Source organism: Brevibacterium sp. FAM 24630 (assembly GCF_049804075.1).
Lineage (GTDB): Bacteria > Actinomycetota > Actinomycetes > Actinomycetales > Brevibacteriaceae > Brevibacterium.
The window spans coordinates 125,151-149,284 of sequence record NZ_JBNBZD010000002.1; the positions used below are offsets into that span (position 1 = coordinate 125,151).

General features: G+C 64.9%; 20 protein-coding genes. 8 read left to right on the forward strand and 12 right to left on the reverse strand.

Going from position 1 to position 24,134, the window contains the following annotated elements:
* Nucleotides 1-17: 17 nt before the first annotated feature.
* Complete coding sequence (locus ACPUD7_RS02025; RefSeq protein ID WP_425118965.1) at nucleotides 18-1,082, reverse strand: lysostaphin resistance A-like protein; 1,065 nt, start codon at nucleotides 1,080-1,082, stop codon at nucleotides 18-20.
* Between the two features lie 181 nt (nucleotides 1,083-1,263).
* Here ACPUD7_RS02025 and ACPUD7_RS02030 point away from each other — a divergent pair, with 181 nt between their 5' ends.
* Complete coding sequence (locus ACPUD7_RS02030; RefSeq protein WP_135539722.1) at nucleotides 1,264-2,700, forward strand: sensor histidine kinase; 1,437 nt, start codon at nucleotides 1,264-1,266, stop codon at nucleotides 2,698-2,700.
* A complete protein-coding gene (locus tag ACPUD7_RS02035) occupies nucleotides 2,697-3,329 on the forward strand; it encodes a response regulator (RefSeq protein ID WP_135539720.1) in 633 nt (210 codons plus the stop codon). The genes ACPUD7_RS02030 and ACPUD7_RS02035 overlap by 4 nt, the downstream gene beginning before the upstream one ends.
* A gap of 31 nt (nucleotides 3,330-3,360) precedes the next feature.
* Here ACPUD7_RS02035 and ACPUD7_RS02040 read toward each other — a convergent pair whose 3' ends face one another.
* The 3 genes from ACPUD7_RS02040 to ACPUD7_RS02050 form a co-directional block, all read right to left on the reverse strand.
* Entirely contained in the window at nucleotides 3,361-3,600 is a 240-nt protein-coding gene (locus tag ACPUD7_RS02040) for a hypothetical protein (RefSeq protein ID WP_135539718.1), read from the reverse strand.
* 84 nt (nucleotides 3,601-3,684) lie between these two features.
* Nucleotides 3,685-4,446, reverse strand: coding sequence for an SDR family NAD(P)-dependent oxidoreductase (locus ACPUD7_RS02045; protein ID WP_135539716.1), 762 nt, complete (start codon nucleotides 4,444-4,446; stop codon nucleotides 3,685-3,687).
* Between the two features lie 376 nt (nucleotides 4,447-4,822).
* A complete protein-coding gene (locus tag ACPUD7_RS02050; protein ID WP_425118966.1) occupies nucleotides 4,823-5,401 on the reverse strand; it encodes an NADPH-dependent FMN reductase in 579 nt (192 codons plus the stop codon).
* A 336-nt stretch (nucleotides 5,402-5,737) separates the two neighbouring features.
* Between ACPUD7_RS02050 and ACPUD7_RS02055 the strand changes: the two genes are divergently transcribed.
* Nucleotides 5,738-6,397: a TetR/AcrR family transcriptional regulator gene (locus ACPUD7_RS02055; protein WP_425118967.1), complete on the forward strand. Its 660-nt coding sequence runs from the start codon at nucleotides 5,738-5,740 to the stop codon at nucleotides 6,395-6,397.
* A gap of 68 nt (nucleotides 6,398-6,465) precedes the next feature.
* Here the strand turns inward: ACPUD7_RS02055 and ACPUD7_RS02060 are convergent, their stop codons facing one another.
* The 4 genes from ACPUD7_RS02060 to ACPUD7_RS02075 all read right to left on the reverse strand — a co-directional run bounded on the left by ACPUD7_RS02060 (nucleotide 6,466) and on the right by ACPUD7_RS02075 (nucleotide 12,262).
* A complete protein-coding gene (locus ACPUD7_RS02060) occupies nucleotides 6,466-8,319 on the reverse strand; it encodes a dipeptide ABC transporter ATP-binding protein (RefSeq protein ID WP_425118968.1) in 1,854 nt (617 codons plus the stop codon).
* Complete coding sequence (locus ACPUD7_RS02065) at nucleotides 8,316-9,377, reverse strand: ABC transporter permease (protein WP_425118969.1); 1,062 nt, start codon at nucleotides 9,375-9,377, stop codon at nucleotides 8,316-8,318. The genes ACPUD7_RS02060 and ACPUD7_RS02065 overlap by 4 nt, the downstream gene beginning before the upstream one ends.
* The gene (locus ACPUD7_RS02070) at nucleotides 9,377-10,468 is read right to left on the reverse strand and encodes an ABC transporter permease (RefSeq protein ID WP_425118970.1); all 1,092 of its coding nucleotides are present in this window, start codon (nucleotides 10,466-10,468) and stop codon (nucleotides 9,377-9,379) included. Before ACPUD7_RS02070 ends, ACPUD7_RS02065 begins: the two co-directional genes overlap by 1 nt.
* A 159-nt stretch (nucleotides 10,469-10,627) precedes the next feature.
* On the reverse strand, nucleotides 10,628-12,262 hold the full coding sequence (locus tag ACPUD7_RS02075) for an ABC transporter substrate-binding protein (RefSeq protein WP_425118971.1): 1,635 nt from the start codon (nucleotides 12,260-12,262) through the stop codon (nucleotides 10,628-10,630).
* Nucleotides 12,263-12,723: 461 nt separating this feature from the next.
* On the opposite strand from ACPUD7_RS02075, the gene ACPUD7_RS02080 reads away from it, so the two are divergent.
* Complete coding sequence (locus ACPUD7_RS02080; RefSeq protein WP_425118972.1) at nucleotides 12,724-14,262, forward strand: alanine/glycine:cation symporter family protein; 1,539 nt, start codon at nucleotides 12,724-12,726, stop codon at nucleotides 14,260-14,262.
* Nucleotides 14,263-14,675: 413 nt separating this feature from the next.
* Here the strand turns inward: ACPUD7_RS02080 and fbaA are convergent, their stop codons facing one another.
* Nucleotides 14,676-15,701 (reverse strand): class II fructose-bisphosphate aldolase, encoded by a 1,026-nt coding sequence (gene fbaA / locus ACPUD7_RS02085; protein WP_425118973.1) that lies wholly within the window; start codon nucleotides 15,699-15,701, stop codon nucleotides 14,676-14,678.
* 217 nt (nucleotides 15,702-15,918) lie between these two features.
* Nucleotides 15,919-17,715, reverse strand: a complete 1,797-nt coding sequence (locus tag ACPUD7_RS02090; protein ID WP_425119068.1) for a BCCT family transporter — start codon at nucleotides 17,713-17,715, stop codon at nucleotides 15,919-15,921.
* A 296-nt stretch (nucleotides 17,716-18,011) separates the two neighbouring features.
* Between ACPUD7_RS02090 and ACPUD7_RS02095 the strand changes: the two genes are divergently transcribed.
* The gene (locus ACPUD7_RS02095) at nucleotides 18,012-19,331 is read left to right on the forward strand and encodes an MFS transporter (protein ID WP_425118974.1); all 1,320 of its coding nucleotides are present in this window, start codon (nucleotides 18,012-18,014) and stop codon (nucleotides 19,329-19,331) included.
* A 179-nt stretch (nucleotides 19,332-19,510) separates the two neighbouring features.
* Here the strand turns inward: ACPUD7_RS02095 and ACPUD7_RS02100 are convergent, their stop codons facing one another.
* A complete protein-coding gene (locus tag ACPUD7_RS02100; protein WP_425118975.1) occupies nucleotides 19,511-19,999 on the reverse strand; it encodes an SRPBCC family protein in 489 nt (162 codons plus the stop codon).
* A gap of 33 nt (nucleotides 20,000-20,032) precedes the next feature.
* The gene (locus tag ACPUD7_RS02105) at nucleotides 20,033-20,374 is read right to left on the reverse strand and encodes an ArsR/SmtB family transcription factor (RefSeq protein ID WP_301537710.1); all 342 of its coding nucleotides are present in this window, start codon (nucleotides 20,372-20,374) and stop codon (nucleotides 20,033-20,035) included.
* A gap of 145 nt (nucleotides 20,375-20,519) precedes the next feature.
* On the opposite strand from ACPUD7_RS02105, the gene ACPUD7_RS02110 reads away from it, so the two are divergent.
* Genes ACPUD7_RS02110 through ACPUD7_RS02120 form a run of 3 tightly spaced genes read left to right on the forward strand, consistent with a single transcriptional unit; the run spans nucleotide 20,520 to nucleotide 23,991 of the window.
* The gene (locus ACPUD7_RS02110) at nucleotides 20,520-21,260 is read left to right on the forward strand and encodes a TetR/AcrR family transcriptional regulator (RefSeq protein WP_425118976.1); all 741 of its coding nucleotides are present in this window, start codon (nucleotides 20,520-20,522) and stop codon (nucleotides 21,258-21,260) included.
* Nucleotides 21,257-22,288, forward strand: a complete 1,032-nt coding sequence (locus tag ACPUD7_RS02115; RefSeq protein WP_425118978.1) for an ATP-binding cassette domain-containing protein — start codon at nucleotides 21,257-21,259, stop codon at nucleotides 22,286-22,288. The genes ACPUD7_RS02110 and ACPUD7_RS02115 overlap by 4 nt, the downstream gene beginning before the upstream one ends.
* A complete protein-coding gene (locus ACPUD7_RS02120) occupies nucleotides 22,285-23,991 on the forward strand; it encodes an ABC transporter permease (RefSeq protein ID WP_425118979.1) in 1,707 nt (568 codons plus the stop codon). Before ACPUD7_RS02115 ends, ACPUD7_RS02120 begins: the two co-directional genes overlap by 4 nt.
* The last annotated feature ends 143 nt before the right edge of the window (nucleotides 23,992-24,134 follow it).

The following is a 24,134-nucleotide window of genomic DNA, read 5'->3' on the forward strand; positions in this document are numbered from 1 at the left end:
GCAGGTCCGGACCCGACTCACGCGGATTCGGGCCCGACCCCCACGTATTCTGACCCGTCCCCGCGGGGACGAAGCGTTTCGCCAGTGGAGGGACCGCCTCGGCGACGGTGGTCGAGGACGACCACGATGCCGAAGACGATCGGGGCGGCGATCGACACGACGACCTCGGCGGTCGGGGAACTCGTCGCGTTGAGGTCGGCTCCGGAGAGCACACCGAGGACGAACGCGAAGAGGTTGTTGACGATGTGGAACGCGATCCCGGCCTCGAGGCCGCCGGTGATGACGGTCAGTGTGCCGACGATCGCGGCGAAGATCCCGACATCGATGAGTCCGGGCAGATCGTAGAGGTGGCCGAAGACGAAGAACGGCACGGGGATCAGCACGGCCCACGCCGGGTGCCGCAGCCAGGAGCCGATGATGTTCATCGCCAGCCCGCGGAAGACGATCTCCTCGGCCGTCGCCTGGAACGGGACGAGGAGGACGAACGCGATGAGCATGGCGAGCACATGCTGATTCCACACGATTCCCGAGGTCAGGGTGCCCGTTGCCCCGTCCGAGAAGAGGACCATGACGATCGCGCAGACCACCCACACGGCCGTCCCGTAGAGCATGTACCGCCCGAGTCTGCCCCAACGCATGCCGCCGCGAAGCGAGATCATCGAGGAGTACCAGCGCCGATAGACGCAGAGGGTCGCGAGTTCGGCGGCCGGCCACATGAGGATGACGTTGATGAGCCCGAAGAGCACTCCGGTGATGGTGTTGAAGTCGATGAGTCGTTCTGACCACGCGGTGAAGTCGCCTTCGGTGTTGAGCGTGATCAGGGCAACGATGAAGAAGCTCACGAACTCGACGATCATCGCGACCGAGTAGAACAGCAGGGTCAGGAGCACCACGAGGATCGGTTTGAACCATCGGTTCCCCGGCAGCCCGGCGAACTGCCGATGATAGCGCCGAGGCGGCTCAACGGATGCGGGGATGTGCAGGTCCGTGCCGGGCTGGGCCGGTTGGGCCGGCTGGAGCGGTTGGGCCGGCTGGAGCGGTTGGGCCGGTTGACTGTGCAGTGTGTGCGGTTGATTTCTCATGTCTCCACCCTGTCGAAGAACGGGGTCGTCGACCATCGGCCGAGGGCATGATTCGTGTCATCCGATCGGGCGAATGCACACATCAGGGTGCTTCCGATCGAGCAACCGCGACCATGGGTCCGAACGGATTTCATCCTTTCGGACGACAGCCTCCCAGCGGTCGCCCGGGTAGGGTCGAAGCGTGACATCTCGAACCGGCCGCCCGCTCGCGCATGCCCTGCTCTGGACAGGCATCGCCGCCGCCGTCGGTGTGCTCCTGCTCGTCATCGTCGTCGGGGCCGATTGGCCCTCACCGGAGGACGCCGGTTCCGAAGCCGATGCGCTCAGCGCCGAACTGCTGGTCCACTTCGTCTTCGGTCTCGTCTCCCTCATCTGCCTGCCTCTCGTCCTCTTCTTCGACGGACGTCGGGTCCCGCGCAAGCAGCTGCGTCCGAAGGTCCTCGCCGCGGAGAAGCTCGGCGAATTCCTCACCGTCACGGGTCGCGGCGGTGAGGAGTTCCTCGCCGCCGACGGCTCCGTCGAGTCACTCCAACGCCGCCCCGGCGGCTGGATCCCGGTCACCGTCGGCATCATCGGCCTCCTCTGCGGCACGGTCAGCACGGTCGGGTTCCTCGCTGCGTCCCTCATCCTCGTGTCACTGTCGGCCCGGCGCAGCTGGGCTCTTGACTTCCTCGCCCTCGCCGCCGCACTGGCCGCCCTCCTGTCGACCTACGTCCTCACCCCGCAGGCCGCCGGCGCGTTCGAGCTTCCGATCTTCCTCTTCAGCAGCATCGTCTATGCCGTCATCGTCGCCATCGGCGTCATCCGCGGTTCCCGCGAACAGGGCCTCATCGACTCCGCCGCTCAGACCCTGCTGCGCGAACGCTCCCGCCAAGATCGCGCCATCGCCGAGGTGCGTCGCGGCATCGCCCGCGACATGCACGATTCCCTGTCCCATCATCTGTCCGTCATCGCCATGTACTCCGGAGCCCTGTCCGTGAGGCAGGACCTCGACCCCGAGGACGTGCGCGAAAGCGCGCGCCTCATCGCCGATGCCGCCCGCCGATCCGGAATCGAACTCCGCGAGGTCCTCACGATGCTCCGCAGTGATGACCAGGGCACGGTCATCGACCCCGACATCGACCGCCTCGTCGCGGCCCGCGGCCACATCGCCGAACTGCGCTATATCGACCCCGTCTGTGCCGCGGCACTCCAGCGGTGCAGTGCACTGGAGCGGACGACGATCTACCGTTTCGCCCAGGAGGCGATCACGAACGCCGTCAAACACGCACCGGGTCAGAAGGTGACGATCAAGGTCGGCCTCGACGAGGCGGAGGGTCGCCTCGAACTCGTTGCGAGCAACCCCCACACCGGTTTGGGCCCTGCGTTCCGCGCCGGGGCACAGCAGCTCGTCACCGGTTCCGGCTTGGGGCTGTTGGGACTGCGAGAGAGAATGGAGGCCATGGGCGGAGACCTCACCGTGACGACGGCCCCCGAATTCACCCTCCGCGCCCGCATCCCCATCGACCCCGCAGTCTTCACAACCGAGGGAAGCGCCACGGAAGCGGAAGCGGCGACCGAGGACGAGGACGGTTCGGACGGGACGCCGCCGGACGGGCAGCAGGAGGAAGAAGCGTGACGATCCGTGTCATCATCGCCGACGACGAATCGCTCATGCGTTCGGGACTGCGGCTCCTCCTCGGCGCGGCCGAGGACATCGACGTCATCGCCGAGGCGGCCGACGGGCACGAGGCCATCGATCTCGCCCGTCGACTGAATCCCGACCTCGTCCTCATGGACATCCGAATGCCCGGCGTCGACGGCCTCGAGGCGGCGCAGACGCTGCTGTCGGATCCCGAGCACCCGCAGGTGCTCATGCTCACGGCTTTCGGCACCGACGATTTCATCCATCGCGCCCTGCAGTCCGGGGCCGCCGGCTACATCCTCAAGGACACCCCGCCCGAGGAGCTCATCAACGCGGTGCGAGCCGCCGCCGACGGCACCCGCACCTTGTCGGCGACCGCATTGGCCACCTTGCTCACGTCCGGCCCGACCGCCTCGGCGCCGGGCCCGGATCCGCTCGCTTCCCTGTCGACGCGGGAGCGGGAGATCGCCGAGGCGGTCGCGCAGGGAATGACGAACGCGCAGGTGGGACGGTCGCTGTTCGTCTCAACAGCGACCGTGAAGACCCACCTTGCGCGCATCTTCGACAAGCTCGAGGTGAGCTCACGGGTGCAGCTGGCGCTGCTCGTCAACGAGAACCGCTGAGAACCGCTGAGAACCCGGCTCTTCGGTGTACTCATGTATGCGAGATGGAGATCGAGCTCATATTGCTCGATATGCTCACGCCTTCGCCAGTCGTATCCCGCAACGCCCAGGAGCCGAAACCACAGAGGGTGAGGAGGGCGGGCACAAGGGTCAGCAGCGCCGCCAGGGAGGCTGCGCCGTCGGCTCCCGTCCAGCTCAGCACCTGTGCGGTGCCCATGGTCGCTGCGCAGACGGCCACTCCGATGATTCCCGCACGGCCGAGGAAGTTCATCTTCCGCGGACCGACTGCCTCGCGAAGGCGACTGCCCGCGATTCACGCACGGGCGGCCAGCCGCCTCGGCGAGGGTTCAGCCGATCATTTCGGGGCCATGCGGATCGCGCCGTCGAGGCGGATCGTCTCACCGTTGAGCATCGGGTTCGCCACGATCGATTCGACGAGCTGGGCATATTCGGTCGGCTTGCCCAGGCGGGCCGGATGGGGCACGGACTTGCCGAGGGATTCCTGCGCCTCGGCGGGCAGTCCCGCCATCATCGGGGTCTCGAAGATGCCTGGGGCGATGGTGACCACGCGGATGAGGGAGGCCGCGAGTTCGCGAGCCATCGGGAGGGTCACCGAGGCGACGGCGCCCTTTGACGCCGAGTAGGCGATCTGGCCGATCTGTCCGTCGAAGGCCGCGACGGAGGCGGTGTTGATGATGACTCCGCGCTCCTCGCCGGTGGCCTCCTGGCCCTGCATGGCCGCGGCGGCGAGGCGGCAGACGTTGACGGTGCCGACGATATTGATGCCCAGCACCTTCTGGAAGGCGTCGAGGGGCAGCGGTCCCTTGCGGGAGACGAGCTTGCCCGGTGTTGCGACTCCGGCGCAGTTGACGACGACGCGCAGGGCGCCGAGTCCGGTGGCGGTGTCGACGGCGGCCTGGATCTCGTCTTCGTTCGTGACATCGGCGGCGACGAAGTGGGCGGAGTCGCCGAGTTCGGCGGCGACCTGCTCACCGACCTCGGCGTTGAGGTCGACCATGACGACCTGGGCGCCGGCCGCCAGGAGGCGTTCGGTGGTGGCCCGGCCGAGGCCGGAGGCTCCGCCGGTGACGAGGGCGACGGTGTTCTGCAGATCCATAGGTGTCCTTTGCATCGCGGGGATCGTGGCGTCGTTGAGTGAACGATCTGTCGTTGCGACTCTAACGCAGCGCTGTGGGACCGGTCACCTTCCTATGGCGGGACCTCGTTCAACGGAGAATCAGGTTATCGATGCGAGGCCGGTGCGAAAACCTGATTTTCCGTTGAACGAGGGGGCGAACGGCCCGGCGGCGGTTGAATGAGGGTGCGATCGGCCCGGCGGCGGCACAGGCGGCTGCGGTTCCGGATGCAAACAGCGCAAGGCCCGCTGATCATTGATCGGCGGGCCTTGGGCGTGTGTTCTCAGAGCGTGCGGGCCTCAGGGCACACAGGTCCCGGACCCTGCCCTGGGGTCAACGAATGTGAACGTGGGCTGCTCAGGCGGCCTGCACCTCGGCGCTGGCTTCGCGCACGGACTTGAGGGCTTCGCCCCAGCTGACGATGTCGGCGACCATCGAGGCGAACGGCGCGGCAGAGACCTCGGTCGGGGCGAACGTGCCATCGGTGACGTCGGTGAAGATCGAGAACGAGGCCTGGTCGCGGACGACGGCGAGCTTGTAGTTGGCCAGGATGTGGCGCAGGTGCTCGGCGGCGCGCACACCCTTGTCGGCACCGTAGTTCACGATTCCTGCGACCTTGTGGTTGAACTCGGTGGCGACGAAGTCGAGCGCGTTCTTCAGCGAGCCGGAGATCGAGTGGTTGTACTCGGGGGTGACGAAGATGAAGGCGTCGAACTCCTCGAGCTTGGCGCCCCAGGCCTTGGTGTGGTCATTGCCGTACATCTTGGCGCCCGCAGGGACGACCTCGTCGAGCAGGGGCAGATCGAAATCACCGAAGTCGACGACCTCGGCGCGGACGTCATCGTTGCCCGCCAGCTGATCGTTGACCCAGGCGACGATCTGGGGATTGAGCGCCTGCGGACGCGAGGTTCCGGGGATGATGGCAATGTTGAGCATGTGGGTCCTCAAATCGGTAGTCGGTGTCAGACGGGCGGATGCGGCACCGTCGCACAGTGGCCGCGGCACAGGTCTCCTGTGCGCTCCACCCACGCCAACATTGTTGAACCGTCAATCATTCCCCGCCGCTCGAGTGACCTTGATCACGCGGCGGCGCGGTCTCCCGCGGTAGGCACGGCCGCCTCGGCGATCATCGATTCCGCGGGCCTTAGGTGAAGTTCCCTGTGGAATCGCGCCCGAGAGCGGGGCCCGTCGTGTATGGTCGTGGGGCAAGTGAAAGACTGTTCGATAGAAAAGTCGGCCTCGACGAAAACTAGGCAAAGGAGTCCGGTCATCGTGCGTTCAACAAACGGCCGCAACAACATCCTCCGCTCGGCCCGGGATACCTTTGCGGACAAGGGATTCGACGGCGCATCCATCCGCGACATCGCACAGACGGCGGGGCTGAGCCTCTCCGCACTCTACTATTACTTCCCTTCGAAGCAGGAAGCGCTCTACGAACTCGTCCACACCGCGTACTCGTGGTACATCGAGCATGCCCGTGCGGTCATCGCCGAGGTCGACGACGACCCGGTCGATCAGCTCACCGTGGCCGTGCGCTACCTCGCCCGCTACCGCACGGAGAATGTGTCGGTCTCGACCGTGCTCATTCGCGACACCGAGCGTCTCACCGGGGACAATGCCGTTCAGGTCAAGGAACTCCAGCGTGAGGCCCGGGAGATCGTGGGCGATATCGTCCGCGCCGGCGTCGAGGCCGGAAGTTTCCGCGTCGACAGTGCGGCCCTGGCCACTCGTGCGATCCACTCGATCTGCAATTCGCTCTCGCTGTGGTACCGGCCCACGGGCGATCTCACCCCGGACATGATCGAACGCGACTTCACGCAGTACTCGCTGCGCATCCTTGGCATCGATCCCTCCGCGGAAGAGCTCGACCGCCTGCTCAGCCTGCCGGTCAATCAGGCCGGAATGCTCGACTTCATCGCCGACCCCAAATAACCTCCCTTACTACCTGACGGCGGCCCAGCAACCTTGCGCGAGGTTGCTGGGCCGCCGTCAGGTGGCAATTAGGGGGTGCGGAGGGAGCGGGCGAGCTCGCGGCGCTTGGCCTGCTCGGCCGGATCCGGCACCGGCAGCGAAGCGATCAGACGCTTCGTGTAATCCTCCCTCGGCGCACCGAGCACCTGTTCACCTGTGCCCTCTTCGAGCAGCTCACCGTGGAAGAGCACCCCGATGCTGTCGGAGAGCATATCGACGACGGCGAGATCGTGGCTGATGAACAGGGCCGCGAAGTCGAAGCGATTCTGCAGCTCGACGAACAGCTCGAGCACCTTCGCCTGCACCGACACGTCCAGCGCCGAGGTCGGCTCATCGGCGATGACTAGTTCCGGATCAAGCGCCAGACCGCGCGCCAACGACGCCCGCTGCCGCTGCCCGCCCGAGAGCTCGTGCGGGTACCTGGCCGCATAGGCCCTCGGCAGCTGCACCGAATCGAGCAGCTCGATCACCCGCTTCGACCGATCCGCGGCGCTCATCTCCCGACGGTGGATCGCAAACGGTTCGGCGACGCATTCCCCGATCGTCAGATGCGGGTTGAACGAGGCCGCCGGGTCCTGGAACACGAACCCGATCCGCCGCCGGATCTTCGAGAACTCGCGTTCCTTGAACCCGACCATCTCATGACCGAGCACTTTGAGGCTTCCCCCGCTGGCCCTGGTCAGACCCGCAATTGCGCGCCCGATCGTCGTCTTGCCCGATCCCGATTCGCCGACGAGGCCGTAGACCTCACCGGCCTTGATGTCGAAGCTGACCTTCTTCACTGCGTGGAAATCGTCTCGGCCGATGCCGCCGGGATAGACGATGTCGAGATCGCGAGCGGAGACGATCGACTCCCGCGCGTCTCGCTCCCCCGCATCTCGCTCCCCCGCCGAGGCGGTGCCGATCGAGGCCTCCCCCGCCGAGGCGGTGCTGATCGATGTCTCCCCCGCCGAGGCGGTGCCCGCCGACGCAGGTTCGGCCACCGACGGGTCCCGCGCGGTCGTACCCGACCCGGCCCCTGCCTCGGCGGCAGCGGCCTTCCGGCTGCCTGCCACGGTCGATCCGATCCGGGGCACGGCGGCGAGCAGTTCCCGCGTGTACTGCTCCTGCGGGTCGCTGAAGAGCTGCTCGACAGAGGAGACCTCGACGAGGTCGCCGCGGAACATCACGGCCACCCGGTCGGCGAGGTCGGCGACAACACCCATGTTGTGGGTGATGAGCACGATGGATGTGCCCGTCTCATCACGCAGCTCCCGCAGCAGATCGAGGATCTCGGCCTGCACGGTGACGTCGAGGGCCGTGGTCGGCTCGTCGGCGACGATGAGCTTCGCGCCCAGGGCAAGTGCCATGGCGATAACGATGCGCTGCTTCTGCCCGCCCGAGAACTGGTGCGGATAGTAGTCGAAGCGGTTCTCGGCATCCGGGATTCCGACCTGCTCCATCGCCGCGACGACGCGGGCCTTGAGATCGGCCTTGTTCGCCTTCCTGTCGTGGGCGCGCAGGCCTTCGGCGATCTGCCAGCCCACGGTGTAGACGGGATTGAGTGCGGTCGAAGGCTCCTGGAAGACCATCGCCACGTCACGTCCGCGCATGGCCCGCAGTTCCTCGGCGGAGACGCTGAGCACGTTCTGCCCGGAGATGACGATGGCGCCCGAGCGCTGCGCCGTCTCCGGCAGCAGCCCGAGGATGGACCTGGCGGTCACTGTCTTGCCGGAACCGGACTCGCCGACGATGGCGAGCACCTCACCGGGTGAGACGGACAGCGATACGTCCTTGACCGCGTGGACTTCGCCTCCGTCGGTGGAGAAGGTGACATCGAGTCCGTCGACGTCGAGGACGTTGTCGGTCGCAGGACCGGCCTGCTCATGTGACTTCCTGCTCATGCCTTGACCTCCGCAGTTCTGACGTTCTTCGTCTTCGCTTTCCGCCGCACCCGCAGGCGCGGGTCGTTGAGATCGTTCATCGACTCACCGACCAGGGTGATGCCGAGCACCGTGAGCACGATCGCAAGCCCCGGGAACACCGCGGTCCACCACACGCCGGAGGTGACATCCGGCAGTGCCTTGTTGAGGTCATAGCCCCATTCCGACGCCGAGGTGGGTTCGATGCCGAAGCCCAGGAACCCGAGTCCGGCGAGGGTGAGGATCGCCTCGGAGGAGTTGAGCGTGAAGATCAGCGGCAGGGTCCGTGTTGCGTTGCGGAAGATGTGCTTGGAGATGATGCGCGTCTTCGACGCCCCCAGCACGATCGCCGATTCGACGAAGGGCTCGGCCTTCAGCCGCAGCGTCTCGGCGCGCACGACCCGGAAGTACTGGGGGATGAAGACCACGGTGATCGAGAACGCGGCCGCGGCGATGCCGCCCCACGCACTCGACTGGCCGCCGGAGATCGCGATCGACATGACCAGCGCGAGCAGCAGGGTGGGGAAGGCATAGACGGCATCGGCGATGACGACGAGGATGCGGTCGAGCCACCCACCGAGGTACCCGGAGATGAGGCCGAGGATGACACCGGCGAAGATCGACATGATCACGGCCACGACGATGACGGCCACTGCGGTCTGCGCGCCCCAGACCACGCGGGAGAAGACATCGTAGCCGCCGACCGTCGTGCCCCAGATGTGGGAGCCTCCGGGAGGCAGCTTCGACCCGAAGTTGCCTTCGGAGGTGCCGAGCTGATTGAAGCCGTAGGGGGCGATGAGCGGGGCGAAGATCGCGCTGATGAGGACGATCCCGCACAGCACGAGCCCGGTGATGAGCATTCCGCGCTGCAGTCCCACGGACTGACGCAGATGGGAGACGATCGGCAGCCGGGAGAACCAGGACTTCTTCGCCTTCTCGTCGAAGGCCAGCGCGGGGACACCGGAACCGGGAGCCACCTCGGCGAAGATCTCCGTCGACGGCGTCGACGAGGGGTTCTGTGGATTGTCTGGAGTGGACATCAGTACCTCACTCTCGGGTCGATGAATGCGGCGATGACGTCCACGAGGAAGTTCGTGAACGCGACGATGACGGCGAGGAACACGACGATTCCCTGCACGGCCACGAAGTCACGCGCGGTGAGGTATTCGGCGAGTTTGAAGCCGAGCCCCTTCCATTCGAATGTCGTCTCAGTGAGCACGGCGCCGGCGAGCATGAGAGCGATCTGCATGCCCATGACGGTGATGATCGGGATCAGCGCCGGACGGTAGGCATGCTTGGTGACCAGGCGGTATTCGGAGATGCCGCGGGATCGGCCCGAGTCGATGTACTGCTGTTCGAGAGTGCCGATGAGGTTCGTGCGCACGAGCCGGAGGAAGACTCCGGCGGTGAGGACGCCGAGGGCGATCGCCGGCAGCACCGCATGGGCGAGCACATCGCCGAGGACGGAGAAGTTCCCGATCCGCAGGGCGTCGATGAGGTAGATCCGGGTCGGGCCCACGACTCCGGACATGATGTATTCGGTCTGTGTGGTGCCGCGACCGGCCACGGGCAGGATCGGCAGGAAGACGCCGAAGATGAGCTTGAGGATCATGCCGGCGAAGAACACCGGGGTCGCGTAGCCGAGGATCGCGAGCACTCGCAGTGCGGCATCCGGGGCCTTGTCGCGGTGGTAGGCGGCGAGCATGCCCAGCGGGATGCCGATGACGAACGCGACGATGAGCGCGTAGAAGACGAGTTCGACGGTCGCCGCCCCATAGTTGAGGAGGATTGCCGAGACCGGCTGGCCGTCGGAGACCGCGGTGCCGAAGTCGCCCTTGAGCAGGTTGCCCATGTACTCGAAGTATTGGACGAGGAGGGGCCGGTCGTAGCCGGCGGCCTGGACGCGCTCGGCCAGTTGGGCCTTCGTCAGGCGTCCGCCCAGCGCCGCGGTGATCGGGTCACCGGTGATGCGCATGAGGAAGAACACCAGAGTGGTGAGAATGAAGATGGTGGGAATGATGAGGAGGAAGCGGATGAGGACGTAACGTCCCAGACCGCCTCCCGAGGGCTTCTTGACCGCGACCGAAGTCTCGGCGGCCTCCGCCCCTGGTTCGCTGATGGCAGCAGACATGTGTTCCTTTGGGATGTGTTTCGAGGTGTCCGCGGCCGGGCTCGCGGATGGGCGCGCCCGGCGATGGGCGGCAGCTCACGCGGATCGGCGTGAGTGCGCCGCGAACGCGCCACGAGGTGCAGGCGGCCTGACCGGCTCACCTGCACCTCGTGGGGGTGATCACTTGCTCAGCAGCGCCAGCCGGAACTGGAACGCGGGATCGAGGGTGTCGTCGACGCCCTTGATGTCCTTGCCGGACACCGCGATCTGGTTGCCCTGGAGCAGCGGCAGGGTCGGCAGCTCGTCGGCGAGCTGACCCTGGATCTTCTTCAGAGCTTCCTCGCGCTTGCCTTCATCGGCGATGGAGGACTGAGCGTTGAGCTCCTTGTTCATCGTCTTATCCCGGTAGTGGTTGCCGAGGAACGACGGGGTGTCGTCCGTGTCGTAGAAGAACGGCACGAGGTAGTTGTCAGCATCCGAGTAGTCGGGGAACCAACCCAGCTGGTACATCGGGTACACGTCATCGGTGCGGTCCTTGTTGTACTGCACCCATTCGGTCGACTGGAGGTCGACCTTGAACAGACCGGTCTTGTCCAACTGATCCTTCACCAAGGCGTACTCGTCGCCCGAGGACGGACCGTAGTGGTCCGGGTTGTACTGCAGCTTGAGCTCGACCGGTGTCTCGACACCGGCGTCCTTGAGCGCCTTCTTCGCCTTCTCGACATCGGCCCCGCCGTTGCCGTCGCCGTACTCGGCCTTCAGCGGCTCGTCTGCACCGGGCAGGCCTTCGGGCACGTGCGAGAACAGCGGAGTGAAGGTGTCCTTGTAGACCTGGCTGGCGATGGCCTGACGGTCGACGGAGTCAGCCATGGCTTGACGGACCGCGAGCGACTTCTTCTCATCGGCCTCATCGGTCTTCGCACCGAAGGGCATCGTGTCCATGTTGAACACGATGTAGCGGATCTCTCCGCCGGGGCCCTTGTGGACCTTGAGGTCCTCGTTCTTGCCGAGGTCGTCGATGTCGGTGGCCGAGAGCGAACGCCAGGCGACGTCGATGGTGCCCTCTTGGACGTCGAGCTTCATGTTGTTCGCGTCCGAGTAGTACTTCATCTGCACGGTCTCGGTCTTCGCCGGCTCGATAAAGCCCTGATAGTCCTCGTTCGCCTTGTAGGTGAGCAGCTCATTGAACTTGAAGCCGTCGATCGTGTACGGACCGGCGAAGGCCTTGCCGTCGACGATGTCCTGGTCCTCGGTGACCTTGTCCGCCGAGAACACGTCCTCGTCGACGATCGGACCGGCCGCGCTGGCGAGCACTCCCGGCCAGGTCTGGTCGTTCTTGCGTTTGAGGTTGAAGATCACGGTCTTCTCATCCGGGGTCTCCACGGACTTCAGCCCGCCGAGCAGCGAGGACGGTCCGTTGGGATCCTGGATCTTCAGCTGCCGCTCGAAGGAGAACTTCACATCCGAGGAGGTCAGTTCATTGCCGTTGGCGTACTTGAGCCCGTCCTTGAGCTTGACCTCGTACTTCGTGGGTTCGGTGAAGTCCGCGGATTCGGCGATCGAGGGGTTGAGCTCGGCCGTGCCGGGCTTGTACGCGAGGATGAAGGGGTAGACCTGCTGCTCGACGAGTGAGCTTCCGTTGTCGTACGAGGCGGCCGGGTCCAGCGCCACAACCTTGTCCGTGGTTCCTACCGTGAGCATGCCGCCCTTGTCATCCCCGTCGCCGCCTCCCGTCGTCGAGGTGGAGCAGGCGGAGAGGAGCAGAGCCCCCGCCGCGGCGATGGCCACGGCCTTCGCACCAGTGCGTCGTTTCATGGTGTTCCTGTCATTCCAAATGTGCTCTTCGTGTCGTCTTTGCTCGAAGAGATCCGCACCACATCATACGGTTCCCGTCCCAAATAGTGAACTGGCTCATAGCCGGTGAGCCACATCGCAATGACTTCGCAATGATTCGCCGCCGATCCGAATCGGGCCGAACCGACCCCCATCGCCGAGGCGGCCCCACCGACACAGCGAAACCCTCCTTGTCGTAGCCTCCGCCGATGCGGACGAGGCGGTCGCGGCGAGGTCGAGCCGCCTCGGCGACGTCGATTTGCGCGACAGATCACAATCGGTTTCACTTATGAGGTGCATCACAGAGAACTGCCGAGAAACTCTCGTGGAGTTGATTGCTCGCTCGGTGGTGATTGCTCACACGGCGGTCAGCGCTCTGGCACAGACATTCCCTCAGCAATGCCGAACCGGTGATCCCGGCTCGGAGAAACGAATGGAGAAGCGTGTCCGCTTTCATCGAATGGCTCAATGACGTGGTGTGGTCGTCCGCCCTCGTCTACCTGTGCCTCGGCGCCGGTGTCTATTTCACGATCCGCTCACGGGCGGTGCAGATCCGTCAGATTCCTGCCATCTTCAAGCAGATGTTCAGGGGCAAGAGCTCCAATGAGGGAGTCTCGTCCTTCCAGGCCCTCGCGATCTCCCTGGCCGGTCGCGTCGGCGTCGGCAACATCGCCGGTGTCGCCACCGCCATCGGCTTCGGCGGGCCCGGTGCCGTCGTGTGGATGTGGATCTCCGCTCTGCTGGGCGCCTCGACGTCCTATGTCGAATCGACGCTGGGGCAGGTCTTCAAGGAACAGGACCCCCGCACCGGCGAATACCGCGGCGGTCCTGCCTTCTACATCGAGAAGGCCTACCGTCACACCAAGGCCCGTGGCCTGTTCAAGGTCTACGGCATGGTCTTTGCGGCCGTCACGGTCATCGCCATGAGCTTCATGCTGCCGGGCATCCAGGCCAATGCGATCTCGGGAGCCGTGGAGAACGCGTGGAGCCTGCCCACCTGGGTGACAGCGATCGCACTGGTCATCATCATGGGCTTCATCGTCATCGGCGGCATCAAGCGCATCGCGCACTTCGCTTCGCTGGCGGTGCCCTTCATGGCCGTCATCTACATCATCGCCGCCATTGCGGTGACCCTGGTCAACGCCGATCAGATCATCCCGGTGTTCGAACTCGTCTTCAAGTCCGCCTTCGGCATCGACGCCGGACAGGAAGCGGCGTTCGGCGGCATCATCGGCATGGCCGTGCAGTGGGGTGTCCAGCGCGGCATCTACTCGAACGAGGCCGGTCAGGGAACCGGACCGCACGCGGCGTCGGCCGCCGAGGTCTCCCATCCGAGCAAGCAGGGACTCGTCCAGGCCGGCTCCGTCTACATCGACACGCTCTTCGTGTGCTCGGCCACTGCGTTCATGATCCTCTCCACGGGCATGTACAAGGTCTTCGACACCGACGGAGAGACGATCATCGGCACCGGGCGCGGCCAGATGGCCGAGGCCATCGCCGCCACACCGGGCGAGAAATGGCCGCAGGCCGGTCTCGACTCGATGCTCTCCGGCTTCGGCGGATCCTTCATCGCGATCTCGATCTTCCTCTTCGCCCTGACGACCATGGTCGCCTACTACTACATGGCCGAGACGAACCTCGTGTACCTGCTGGGCAAGATCAGGAACACCATGGTCCTGGCCGTGGCCAAGCGGATCCTGCAGCTGGTCATCGTCATCGCGGTGGCCGTCGGCGCGATGTCGGCTTCGGGCAGTGCTTGGGCGCTCGGTGACATCGGCGTGGGACTCATGGCCTGGCTGAACATCATTGCGATCCTCATCCTGCAGCAGCCGGCGTTCAAGCTCCTGCGCGACTTCGAACGCCAGACCAAGCACGGACTGGACCCGGTGTTCGAGCCCGAGAAGCTCGGTGTGCGCAACGCCGACTTCTGGGACCAGCGGGTGGCACGCCTCAAGGCCGGCGACGCCGTGCCGCAGGGCTGAGCGACGGCCGCCCGCCGCCCGCCATCGGTGGCCCGGCCCGAGGGCTGAGCGACCGCCGCCCGCCGTCGTGGCCCGGCGGCGGTTGCCCGGCATCGGTGGCCCGGCCGGAGGGCTGACGGTCAGCCGTTTCCGCGGAGTGGGACGAGGTACGAGTGAATAGCGAGGTCCGGGACAATGGCGTCCCGGACCTCGTGTCATTCACAGCGGCGCCCCGGCCGAAACTTAGGTCACTAACGGATAGTTTCCGACGCTGAAAGTATCCGATTGCGACCACTGTTTGCCAGAAAGTATCCGAAAGCGACCACTCTTTGCCCGTTCACGCCTGCAGACAGAGAGCAGCGGCCGCCGCCCGGTTCCGGACGACGGCCGCTGCTGCGAATGCTCGGACTCAGACCACAGTCTGCGTGCCGGGCTCAGTTCTTCAGGCTGGTGCCCGCCGAGCCGAGGTTCTCGCAGGCCTCGACGATGCGCGCGGCCATGTTCGCCTCTGCCGCTTTGCCGTAGGAGCGCGGGTCGTAGAGCTTCTTGTCGCCGACTTCGCCGTCGATCTTGAGCACGCCGTCGTAGTTGCGCAGCATGTGCTCGACGACCGGGCGTGTGAAGGCGTACTGGGTGTCGGTGTCGATGTTCATCTTCACGACTCCGTGGCGGACCGCCTCGGCGATCTCCTCTTCACTCGATCCCGAACCGCCGTGGAAGACGAGGTCGAACGGAGACTTCTTGCCGACTTCTGCCCCAACCTTCTCCTGGATCTCACCGAGGAGCTCGGGACGCAGCTTGACGTTGCCGGGCTTGTACACGCCGTGGACGTTGCCGAAGGTCAGAGCCGTGAGGTAGCGGCCCTTCTCGCCGGTGCCGAGGGCACGTGCGGTGGCCAGGCCGTCATCGACGGTCGTGTAGAGCTTGTCGTTGATCTCGTTCTCGACGCCGTCCTCCTCGCCGCCGACGACGCCGACCTCGATCTCGAGGATCGAATGCGCGGCGGCCGAGAGCTCGAGCAGCTCCTCGGCGAGGACGAGGTTCTCATCGAGCGGAACCGCCGAACCGTCCCACATATGCGACTGGAAGTAGGGCTCGCCGCCGTTCTTCACCCGCTCGGTCGAGGCCGCGAGCAGGGGCTTGACCCACTCTTCGACGGCCTGCCTCGGGGCGTGGTCGGTGTGCAGAGCGATGTTGACGTCGTAGCTCTTGGCCACCTCGGCGGCGAAGACGGAGAACGCGATCGCGCCGCGCACACGGTCCTTGATCGTCGGACCCGAGATGTACTCGGCGCCGCCCGTGGAGATCTGCACGATGCCGTCGGACCCGGCCTCGGCGAACCCGCGGATGGCCGCGTTGATCGTCTGCGAAGACGTGCAGTTGATCGCCGGATAGGCGAAGCCCTCGGACTTCGCACGGCTGATCATCTCGGAATACACTTCGGGGCTTGCAATGGGCATATGGGCTCCTTGGTCGGTGGATTCGATGCGCTCGTTTGCTCCCAGACTACTCGGTCATGGGTAGAGCCTGAAGTGCTCCCCGCCGTGGCCGAAGAATTCTGGCTCCTGAACCCGTTGGCGCAGCCAGCAGAGGCGACCCGGGTCGAAACCCGGGCCGCCTCGGCTGCTTCAACGGCTCGCTCGACAGCCAGGTGAGAGGCCTGCCGAGTGCCGGCGTCTATTGGGTGCCCTTGGCCTTCCGCTCTTCCTTCGGGGTTCTGGTCAACACGCCCCTGGTCCGTGACAGCCGATAGTCGATACGTGCATCGACCTTGTCGCCGAGGTATTCGTCGAAGTCATCGGCGATGTGTTCACCGACCTCGTGAGTACGCTGACCGGTTTCGATCTCCCGAGCTCTGAGGGATTCGATCTGGAACGCCCGCACCATCGAGATCGCGATGAATATCAGGATGATGCTGAACGGCAGCGCCGTAGCCAGGGAGGCCGCCTGCAGAGCACCGAGGCCGCCGGCCAGGAGCAGTCCGATCGCCAGAGCGCCCTCGAGTGCGGCGAACAGCACACGTGACCACACCGGCGGGTTCGGGTGTCCGCCGGAGGCCAACATGTCGACGACCAGCGATCCGGAATCCGAGGAGGTGATGAAGAAGATCGCCACGAGGATGATGGCAACCACAGACAGAATGCTGCCCATCGGCAGGGAGCTGAGCACGTCGAAGAGCACCTTCTCTGCCACGACTCCCTCTTCCGGGTCGACCAGGCCGCCCTCACCGAAGAGCTGTCGATAGATTCCCGTGCCGCCGAGTGCGGCGAACCAGATGAATCCGACCACGGTGGGTACGAGGAGGACGCCGGCGATGAACTCCCGGACGGTGCGTCCCCGCGAGATGCGGGCGATGAACACACCGACGAACGGGGCCCAGGAGATCCACCAGCCCCAGTAGAAGATCGTCCAGCTCGATGCCCACTCGGCGCCTTCTTCGCCGGTGTAGGCACCGACGTCGAAGGTCATGTTGAAGAAGTTCGCCAGGTAGACGCCGAGGGACTCGATGAGGTTCTGGAACAGGAACAAGGTGGGGCCGAGCAGCAGCACGGCGATGAGGAGGAGTCCCGCCAGCGACAGGTTGATGTTCGACAGCCACTTGATTCCCGCGCCCACTCCCGAGATCACGGACAGGGTAGCCAGGAAGGTGATGACGACGATGAGGATGACGAGGAACATATTGTCGACCTCACCGACCAGCCCGATCGCTTGGAGGCCGGACGAGATCTGCTGGACACCGAGCCCCAGGGAGGTCGCAATGCCGAAGACGGTACCGAAGATGGCGAGGATGTCGATGATATCGCCCATCCAGCCCTTGACGCGGTGCCCGAGCAGAGGCTCGAGCGCCCAGCGGATCGAGACAGGACGTCCACGGCGGTGAATCGCGTAGGCCAACGCCAGTCCGATCACGGCGTAGATCGCCCAAGGATGCAGTCCCCAGTGGATGAAGGTCTGAGCCATCGCCAGCTTGGAGATATCCGCTTCGCTGCCGTCCCATCCTGGCTTGGGGCCGGATGTGGCATAGGTCAGTGGCTCACCGACACCATAGAAGACCAGGCCGATGCCCATACCGGCTGCGAAGAGCATGGCGAACCAGGAGAAGACTCCGAACTCGGGTTTCTCTCCGTCACGGCCGAGAGTGATCTTCCCGAACTTCGAGAATCCGATCACGATGGAGAAGATGACGAACCCGCCGACGACGAGCATGTAATACCAACCAAGGTCGGCGACGATCCAATCGTTGACGCTCGTCAGGACCGTGTTGGTGCCGTCGGGCAGGAAGATCGCAAGCAGCGCAACGCCCAGAATTGCGATCAGGGAAGGCCAGAAGACGGCCGGAGCGATGAGTCCCTTGCCCAGGCGCACGCCCTGTGCTTTCAGCTTCGCGGTAATCTCGTCATCGGTGTCGGCATCTGCCAGCGACACCTCGCTCGGCAGATGCAACCGAATCGGATCGGGCGAATCGATGAGCATATGCGGATTTTCAGCGTCGTTCTTCGGCGCCGAGGTGGTCGTCTCTCCCACCCCAGCGCTCTCCTTCTCGTCGGAGGTATCCATGAGGCCTTTCGGATCGAGTGGCTGTGAACGTCTACCAACTCTGCCGTAATGTACCGTAGCTATCAAGCTATTCTCAGCAGACTGTAGGGACAATCACGGCGAGAACAGCACCTCGCTGAGGACAACCACCGCGGGAACAGCAGCTCGATGAGGACAATCACCCGAATCGCCAGCGGCACCTGCAGCGATGACGATTCATCTACAGTGGCGTCATGCAGACGAATCCGATATCGCCGGCGGGGTCCCGTTCCCGAGTGCTGAGCTGGGCCCTCTGGGATTGGGGGTCGGCGTCGTTCAACGCCGTCATCATCACCTTCGTCTTCTCGCCGTATCTGACGAAGAGCGTGGCGGCGACAGAGGAATCCGGTTCCTCGGCGCTGGGCTGGTCGATGGCTGCGGCCGGGTTCATCATCGCCTTGGTCGCACCGGCAGCGGGCACTCGGGCCGACTCCGGCGGTCGGCATAAGCTGTGGCTGGGAATCCACACCGGAATCGTCATTCTCACGATGTTCGGGCTCTTCTTCGTCCGCGACTCCCCCGACTACCTGTGGCTGGGTCTCCTGCTCATCGCCATGGGCAGCGTGTTCTTCGAATTCGCCGAGGTGTCCTACAACGGCATCATGGTCCGCATCACCCAGCCTGGCAACGTCGGGAAGGTCTCGGGCTTCGGCTGGGGCATGGGCTACGCAGGCGGCCTCGTCCTTCTCGTCATTCTCCTCGTCCTCGTCATCCAGCCCGAGGTGGGGCTCTTCGGTGCCGGGGACGAGGGCGGGATGAGGTTCCGGGTCGTCGCCGTCATGTCGGCGACCTGGTTCGCGATCTTCGCCGTGCCTGTGCTCTTCACAGCACCGAGTGCGCAGACTGCGAACCCATCAGCTGGGCACCCGATCAAGTCGTTCATCGCCGACTATGCCGTGCTCGTCCGCCGCCTCGTGCGGATGTGGAAGGAGGAGCATCAGACGCTGCGGTTCTTCATCGCATCGGCGGTGTTCCGCGACGGGCTGGCCGCGATCTTCGCCTTCGCCGGGGTGCTGGCCGCAGGCAGCTACGGCTTCTCGCCTTCGGAGATCATCATCTTGGGCGTCGCCGCCAACGTCGCTGCCGGCGCGGGAGCTATGATCGCCGGATTCTTCGATGACCGGCTCGGGCCGAAGCCCGTGATCATCACCGGGCTCATCATCATCCTCATCGGCGGCCTGCCGATCCTCTTCAGCGACGATCCCGTCGTGTTCTGGATCTGTGCGCTTGTGCTCAGCTTCTGCGTCGGACCGGTGCAGGCTTCGAGCAGGTCCTTCCTGGCCAGGATCACTCCACCCGAACGTGCTGGGGAGAACTTCGGACTCTATGCCACGACCGGTCGTGCTGTGAGCTTCCTCGGCCCGGCCATGTTCGCCCTCTCGATCTCGATCCTCGGCTTCCAAAGAGCCGGCACGGCGGGGATCCTCATCGTGCTATTCGTCGGCCTGCTCCTCATCATCCCGGTCGGCCCCGAGGCACCACGCCACTCGATGCAGGCACAGACCGAACGCTGAGCTGCCGCGCCGCCGCTGGAGCCTCTGCACCGCCGCGCATCGGCGCCGCCGCTGGAGCCTGCGCCGCCGCTGGAGCCTGCGCCGCCGCTGCGCCAACGGTTGGCAAGTTCTCTTCGATAATTGAGTCTCAGATCGAAGAGAACTTGCCAACCGTTTCGCATTCTCGTGCCGAGTCCACCTCAGTCCTGAGCAAGCAGGTCGTCAATCTGGCTCATCGCGCTCGTGGCGCCTTCGACCATGCCCATCTCGAGTACGGTTTTGAGGCTCTCGAGGGAGTCGAAGGTCGATTCGTAGGTGGCCCGCGTCCCCCCGTCGACCTCACTGAAGGTGAAGACGCTGCCGCTGCCGGGCATCGACTCATCGATGTTGAAGTCCTCGTCCGCGAAATAGTCGCGGAATGCCAATTGCCTCGGAGCGTCGACCGAGGACACTTCCCAGAGCCCGCAGAACTTCTCACCCTCAGGGCTGGTCATAAAGTAGGTGACCCGACCCCCTGGCACCAAAGAGTGGTCGACCACCGTTGCCGGATAGGTGGGCGGCCCCCAGACCTTCTCGAGCTGGCGCGGGTCGGCGTAGACCTCCCAGACCCGTTCGGGAGGTGCCGCGAATTCGGCGACCATCGTCAGAGTCAGGTTCTCTTCGTCGTGGGTGGTTTCAATGACTGGCATGACAACTCCTTTGTTCGTCTCATCGTGTTCGCATCACAGACCGTCGGCCCCATCCTGGGCCAGCAGGTCATCGATGCGTTCGATCCGTGCACGCCACATTTCCTCAAGCTCGCTCAGCAGTGAGGCCACGGTGCGAATCGCACCCATTTCGACGTGCGCGATCTGGGCGCGTCCGACCCGCCGTTTCGACACGATCTTCGCACGCTCAAGCACAGCAACGTGCTTCTGCACCCCTGCAAAGCTCATGTCATAGGAATCTGCGAGCTCGGACACCGAAAGCTCTTCGACCATGACCCGCCGCACGATGTCGCGACGCGTCCGATCGGCCAATGCCTGAAACATCAGGTCCACCTGATCGTCGGAAAGTGCTTCCATAGTCAAATTATACAACCATTCGGTTGTACGTCAAGAGATGAACCACCTCTACGCGAGACCGCCGGCGCAACTCCCGGTCGGCTCGACCCGAAAAAATTCACCCGCCCCATTGACTCCATGATTGAACGCGCGTTTAATATTAAACATGCGTTCAACACACGACGAATCGAACTCGAGGAAGCCGACAGCGAGGCAGACTCCCGAACCGGCAGAGGCAAAGCCTGCTCGTTCTCCCAATGCCTCCCCGGAGACTGCGGACCGGATTCGCACTGCCGCGATTTCGGAGTTCGCCATCCACGGGTTCACAAAATCGACGATCCGCAGCATCGCCTCGGCGGCCGGGGTCTCCCCCGGGCTCGTCATCCACCACTTCGGGTCGAAGGAGAGGCTGCGCACCGTCTGCGACAACCACGTCTTCGATGCCATCTCCGAGGCCCAAGCCGCGAATGTCGAATACTCCGCTCGCGTCATGCGGATGTTCTTCGACGATCCGAGTATGGCGATGAACTTCAACTACCTCATGAAGTCTCTGCTGGATCCCAGCGAACACGGCCAACGCCATTTCGAGCACTACATCGGTCTCGTCGAGGACTACATCGCCCATGGCTTCGCCGGATACACGTTTCGGCAGAGTGAGGATCCTCGGGGGCAGGCGGCGACTCTCGCGACGTTGGCACTGGCGCCGTCGATGCTCGAACACCGACTGCAGACCTCTCTGGGTACGAATGGCACAGCGGAGACGATGACTCGGCTCGCACCCCACCTGCTCGACCTCTACCTCAACGGCGTCTTCGAGACGATCCCCGACAGCGCGATCCCCGACAGCACGATTCCCGACGATGCGGCACCCGACCCCACCAAACCCTCAGGAGGCGATCAGCCATGACCACAGCGACGAACACTCCACCGTCCACCTCGGCGGTTGCCGACACCGACTCCATGGCCATCTCCATGCGGGACGTGGTCAAGAGCTACGGCCGCGTCCGCGCGCTCGACGGGCTGTCCCTCGAGGTGGCACGCGGCGAGGTCCACGGATTCCTGGGCCCGAACGGGGCCGGCAAGTCGACGGCCATCAGGATCCTGCTGGGCATCCTCAAACACGATTCGGGTCGCATCAGACTCCTCGGACAGGACCCCTGGAAGCGTGCGGTGCCCCTTCACCGCAGGCTCGCCTACGTTCCCGGCGACGTCGAACTCTGGCCGAGTCTGAGCGGGGGCGAGGCAATCGATCTGTTCGCGCGGCTGCGCGGCGGGGTCGATACCCGCAAGCGCGATGAACTCATCGAGCGCTTCGACCTCGACCCGCGTAAGAAGGGCCGAACCTATTCGAAGGGCAATCGGCAGAAGGTTGCGCTGATCTCGGCGCTGGCCTCACACGTCGATCTTCTGCTGCTCGACGAACCGACTGCCGGGCTCGACCCGCTCATGGAGGCCGTCTTCCAGCAGTGCATCCGAGAGGCGAAGGAGGAAGGACGCACGGTGCTGCTCTCCAGTCACATCCTCGCGCAGGTGGAGGCATTGGCCGACCGTGTCTCGATCATCAGATCGGGACGAATCGTCGAATCCGGCGCGTTGTCGGACCTGCGCCACCTCTCCCGAACAACGGTCACCGTCGAAGTGGAGTCGGAGATTCCGCAACTGCAGAACATGCCCGGAGTCCACGATCTGGTCCGTGAGGGACCGCAGCTGCACTTCAGCGCCGACACCGCCGAGCTTCCCGCCATCATGCGCGCTCTCGGCGAGCATGAGATCCGGGCGCTGACAGCGACGCCGCCCACGCTCGAACAGCTGCTGCTGCGTCACTACGGCAACGCTGCCGGTACTGCCGGTGCTCGCGGTACTGCCGGTCGCAGCGGCTCCGCGAGTCGCCACACTGCTTCCGGCCGCGGGCTCCTTGCGAAGGAGGAGCCATGACCCTCCTGGCACGCACCGCCGGCGCCCCCAACCGGAATGATGCACGGCTGAACCGTTCCGGCCGCGGCCGTCATTCAGAGGACCACGGCAGCTCCGAGGTGGCCGGCCTGTGGACTCTGCTGCGGCTCATGGGCCGACGAGACAGGTGGCGAGCGCCCATCTGGATTCTCAGCCTCGCCGCCCTCAACGCCTACTTCGCAAATGCGATCGCGGTCGTCATGGACGAAGGCACCCTGGCCTCGATGGTGGTGTTCGCGAAGAATCCCGTGATGGGTCTGATCACCGGCCCGGGCTACGGAATGGATGAGATCACGATCCCACGCTTCGTCGTCGGCATGTACGGGGTCTTCCTCATGCTCGGCGCTGCCCTGATGTCGATCACCACGATGACTCGGCACACCCGCGCCGAGGAGCAGACCGGTCGGGCAGAACTGCTGAGAGCGAACGTGGTCGGCCGCCACACGCAGCTTCTGGCCGCGCTGGGTCTCACAGTGGTAATGAACCTGGTGGCCGGGTTCCTCATGTCCCTGACATTCTTCTTCTCCGAAGCGAAGCCCGACCCCTTCTCCTCTGCCCTCCTCTTCGGCGCGAGCATCGCCGCGGCAGGCTGCGTGTTCGCAACGATCACGGGCGTCACCGTGCAGCTGAGCTCGTTCTCTCGGGCAGCCTCAGGCATCGCCGGAGCAGTCCTCGCTGCGGCGTTCGTCGTCCGCGGCCTCGGTGACATGTCGGCCGTTTCGGGTGGCGACCTGAAATGGCTCTCCTGGCTCTCCCCACTGGGCTGGTCGCAGCAGACGGCCCCGTACACTCTCGATCGCTGGATGCCACTGCTGCTGTCAGTGGCAGCCATCGTCGTCCTCGTCCCTGTGAGCGTGCTGCTCCAGTCTCGCCGCGATCTGTCGGCGGGGATCTTCGCCGACCGCCTGGGCCGGGCCCACGCCTCATCTGCTCTGTCGACGAGCACAGGACTGGCACTTCGTCTGCAGCGTTCGAGTCTGGTCTGGTGGTCGATCGGGGTCTTCGCCATGGCGCTGATCTTCGGCTCCTTCACCGGAGTCATGCGCGACGGTGCGGCTGGGATGCCACCGGAGATCCTCGATCTCATGGGCGGCTCGAGTGGAATCGTCGACGGCTACATCGGCTATATGGCCCTCTACTTCGCCATGATCGTCGCCGCCTATGCGATCATCGCCGCCTCGGGGCTGCGGGCCGAGGAGTCGGGGCTGCGCACGGAGCCCGTGCTCGCCACGGCCGTGGGACGCGGCCGCTGGGTGCTGTCGTGGATGTCTGTGACACTGCTGGGCTCGCTCTGGCTGCTGGCCCTGGCAGGCCTCGGCGAGGGGCTGGGAGCGGCCGCATCGACCGGCGGCTGGTCTCTGCTGGGACCGACGATCCTCGGCCACATCGCTCAGACCGCATCCGTGTGGGCTCTGCTCGGGCTCGCCCTCGCACTCTACGGCTGCGCACCGAGGCTGCAGGGCCTGACCTGGATCGTCTTCGCCTGCAGTGCCGGCCTGGCCCTGTTCGGACAGATGATGGACCTCGACGAGGCGGTCCTCGACACTTCCGTGTTCGTTCACATCGGCCAGTATCCTGCCCAGGATCTGTCTCCCGAGGCGGTCGTGGCACTGGTCGCGATTGCTGCCGTCCTCGTGATCCTCGGTGTGCTCGGGTTCCGGCGCAGGGACCTCGTCACGGTGTGAAGGCGAAGGCCCGGCCTCCGGGGAGAATCTGGGGAGAAGAAGAGCAGAAGGGAGCCGAATTGAGATGAATTCGTGACTGTGGGTGTTCGGCCGGCGGACTATCCTGGGGTCACCATGTGTCATTTCGACGAAAGCAGTCTCGA

Coding starts and splice junctions, on each gene's coding strand:
- ACPUD7_RS02050 (WP_425118966.1), bottom strand. CDS start 5,401: ATGCTCAACATTGCCATCATCCCCGGAACCTCGCGTCCGCAGGCGCTC.
- ACPUD7_RS02095 (WP_425118974.1), top strand. CDS start 18,012: ATGCAGACGAATCCGATATCGCCGGCGGGGTCCCGTTCCCGAGTGCTG.
- ACPUD7_RS02060 (WP_425118968.1), bottom strand. CDS start 8,319: ATGAGCAGGAAGTCACATGAGCAGGCCGGTCCTGCGACCGACAACGTC.
- ACPUD7_RS02115 (WP_425118978.1), top strand. CDS start 21,257: ATGACCACAGCGACGAACACTCCACCGTCCACCTCGGCGGTTGCCGAC.
- ACPUD7_RS02090 (WP_425119068.1), bottom strand. CDS start 17,715: ATGCTCATCGATTCGCCCGATCCGATTCGGTTGCATCTGCCGAGCGAG.
- ACPUD7_RS02105 (WP_301537710.1), bottom strand. CDS start 20,374: ATGGAAGCACTTTCCGACGATCAGGTGGACCTGATGTTTCAGGCATTG.
- ACPUD7_RS02025 (WP_425118965.1), bottom strand. CDS start 1,082: ATGAGAAATCAACCGCACACACTGCACAGTCAACCGGCCCAACCGCTC.
- ACPUD7_RS02040 (WP_135539718.1), bottom strand. CDS start 3,600: ATGAACTTCCTCGGCCGTGCGGGAATCATCGGAGTGGCCGTCTGCGCA.
- fbaA (WP_425118973.1), bottom strand. CDS start 15,701: ATGCCCATTGCAAGCCCCGAAGTGTATTCCGAGATGATCAGCCGTGCG.
- ACPUD7_RS02120 (WP_425118979.1), top strand. CDS start 22,285: ATGACCCTCCTGGCACGCACCGCCGGCGCCCCCAACCGGAATGATGCA.
- ACPUD7_RS02065 (WP_425118969.1), bottom strand. CDS start 9,377: ATGTCCACTCCAGACAATCCACAGAACCCCTCGTCGACGCCGTCGACG.
- ACPUD7_RS02110 (WP_425118976.1), top strand. CDS start 20,520: ATGCGTTCAACACACGACGAATCGAACTCGAGGAAGCCGACAGCGAGG.
- ACPUD7_RS02045 (WP_135539716.1), bottom strand. CDS start 4,446: ATGGATCTGCAGAACACCGTCGCCCTCGTCACCGGCGGAGCCTCCGGC.
- ACPUD7_RS02075 (WP_425118971.1), bottom strand. CDS start 12,262: ATGAAACGACGCACTGGTGCGAAGGCCGTGGCCATCGCCGCGGCGGGG.
- ACPUD7_RS02070 (WP_425118970.1), bottom strand. CDS start 10,468: ATGTCTGCTGCCATCAGCGAACCAGGGGCGGAGGCCGCCGAGACTTCG.
- ACPUD7_RS02100 (WP_425118975.1), bottom strand. CDS start 19,999: ATGCCAGTCATTGAAACCACCCACGACGAAGAGAACCTGACTCTGACG.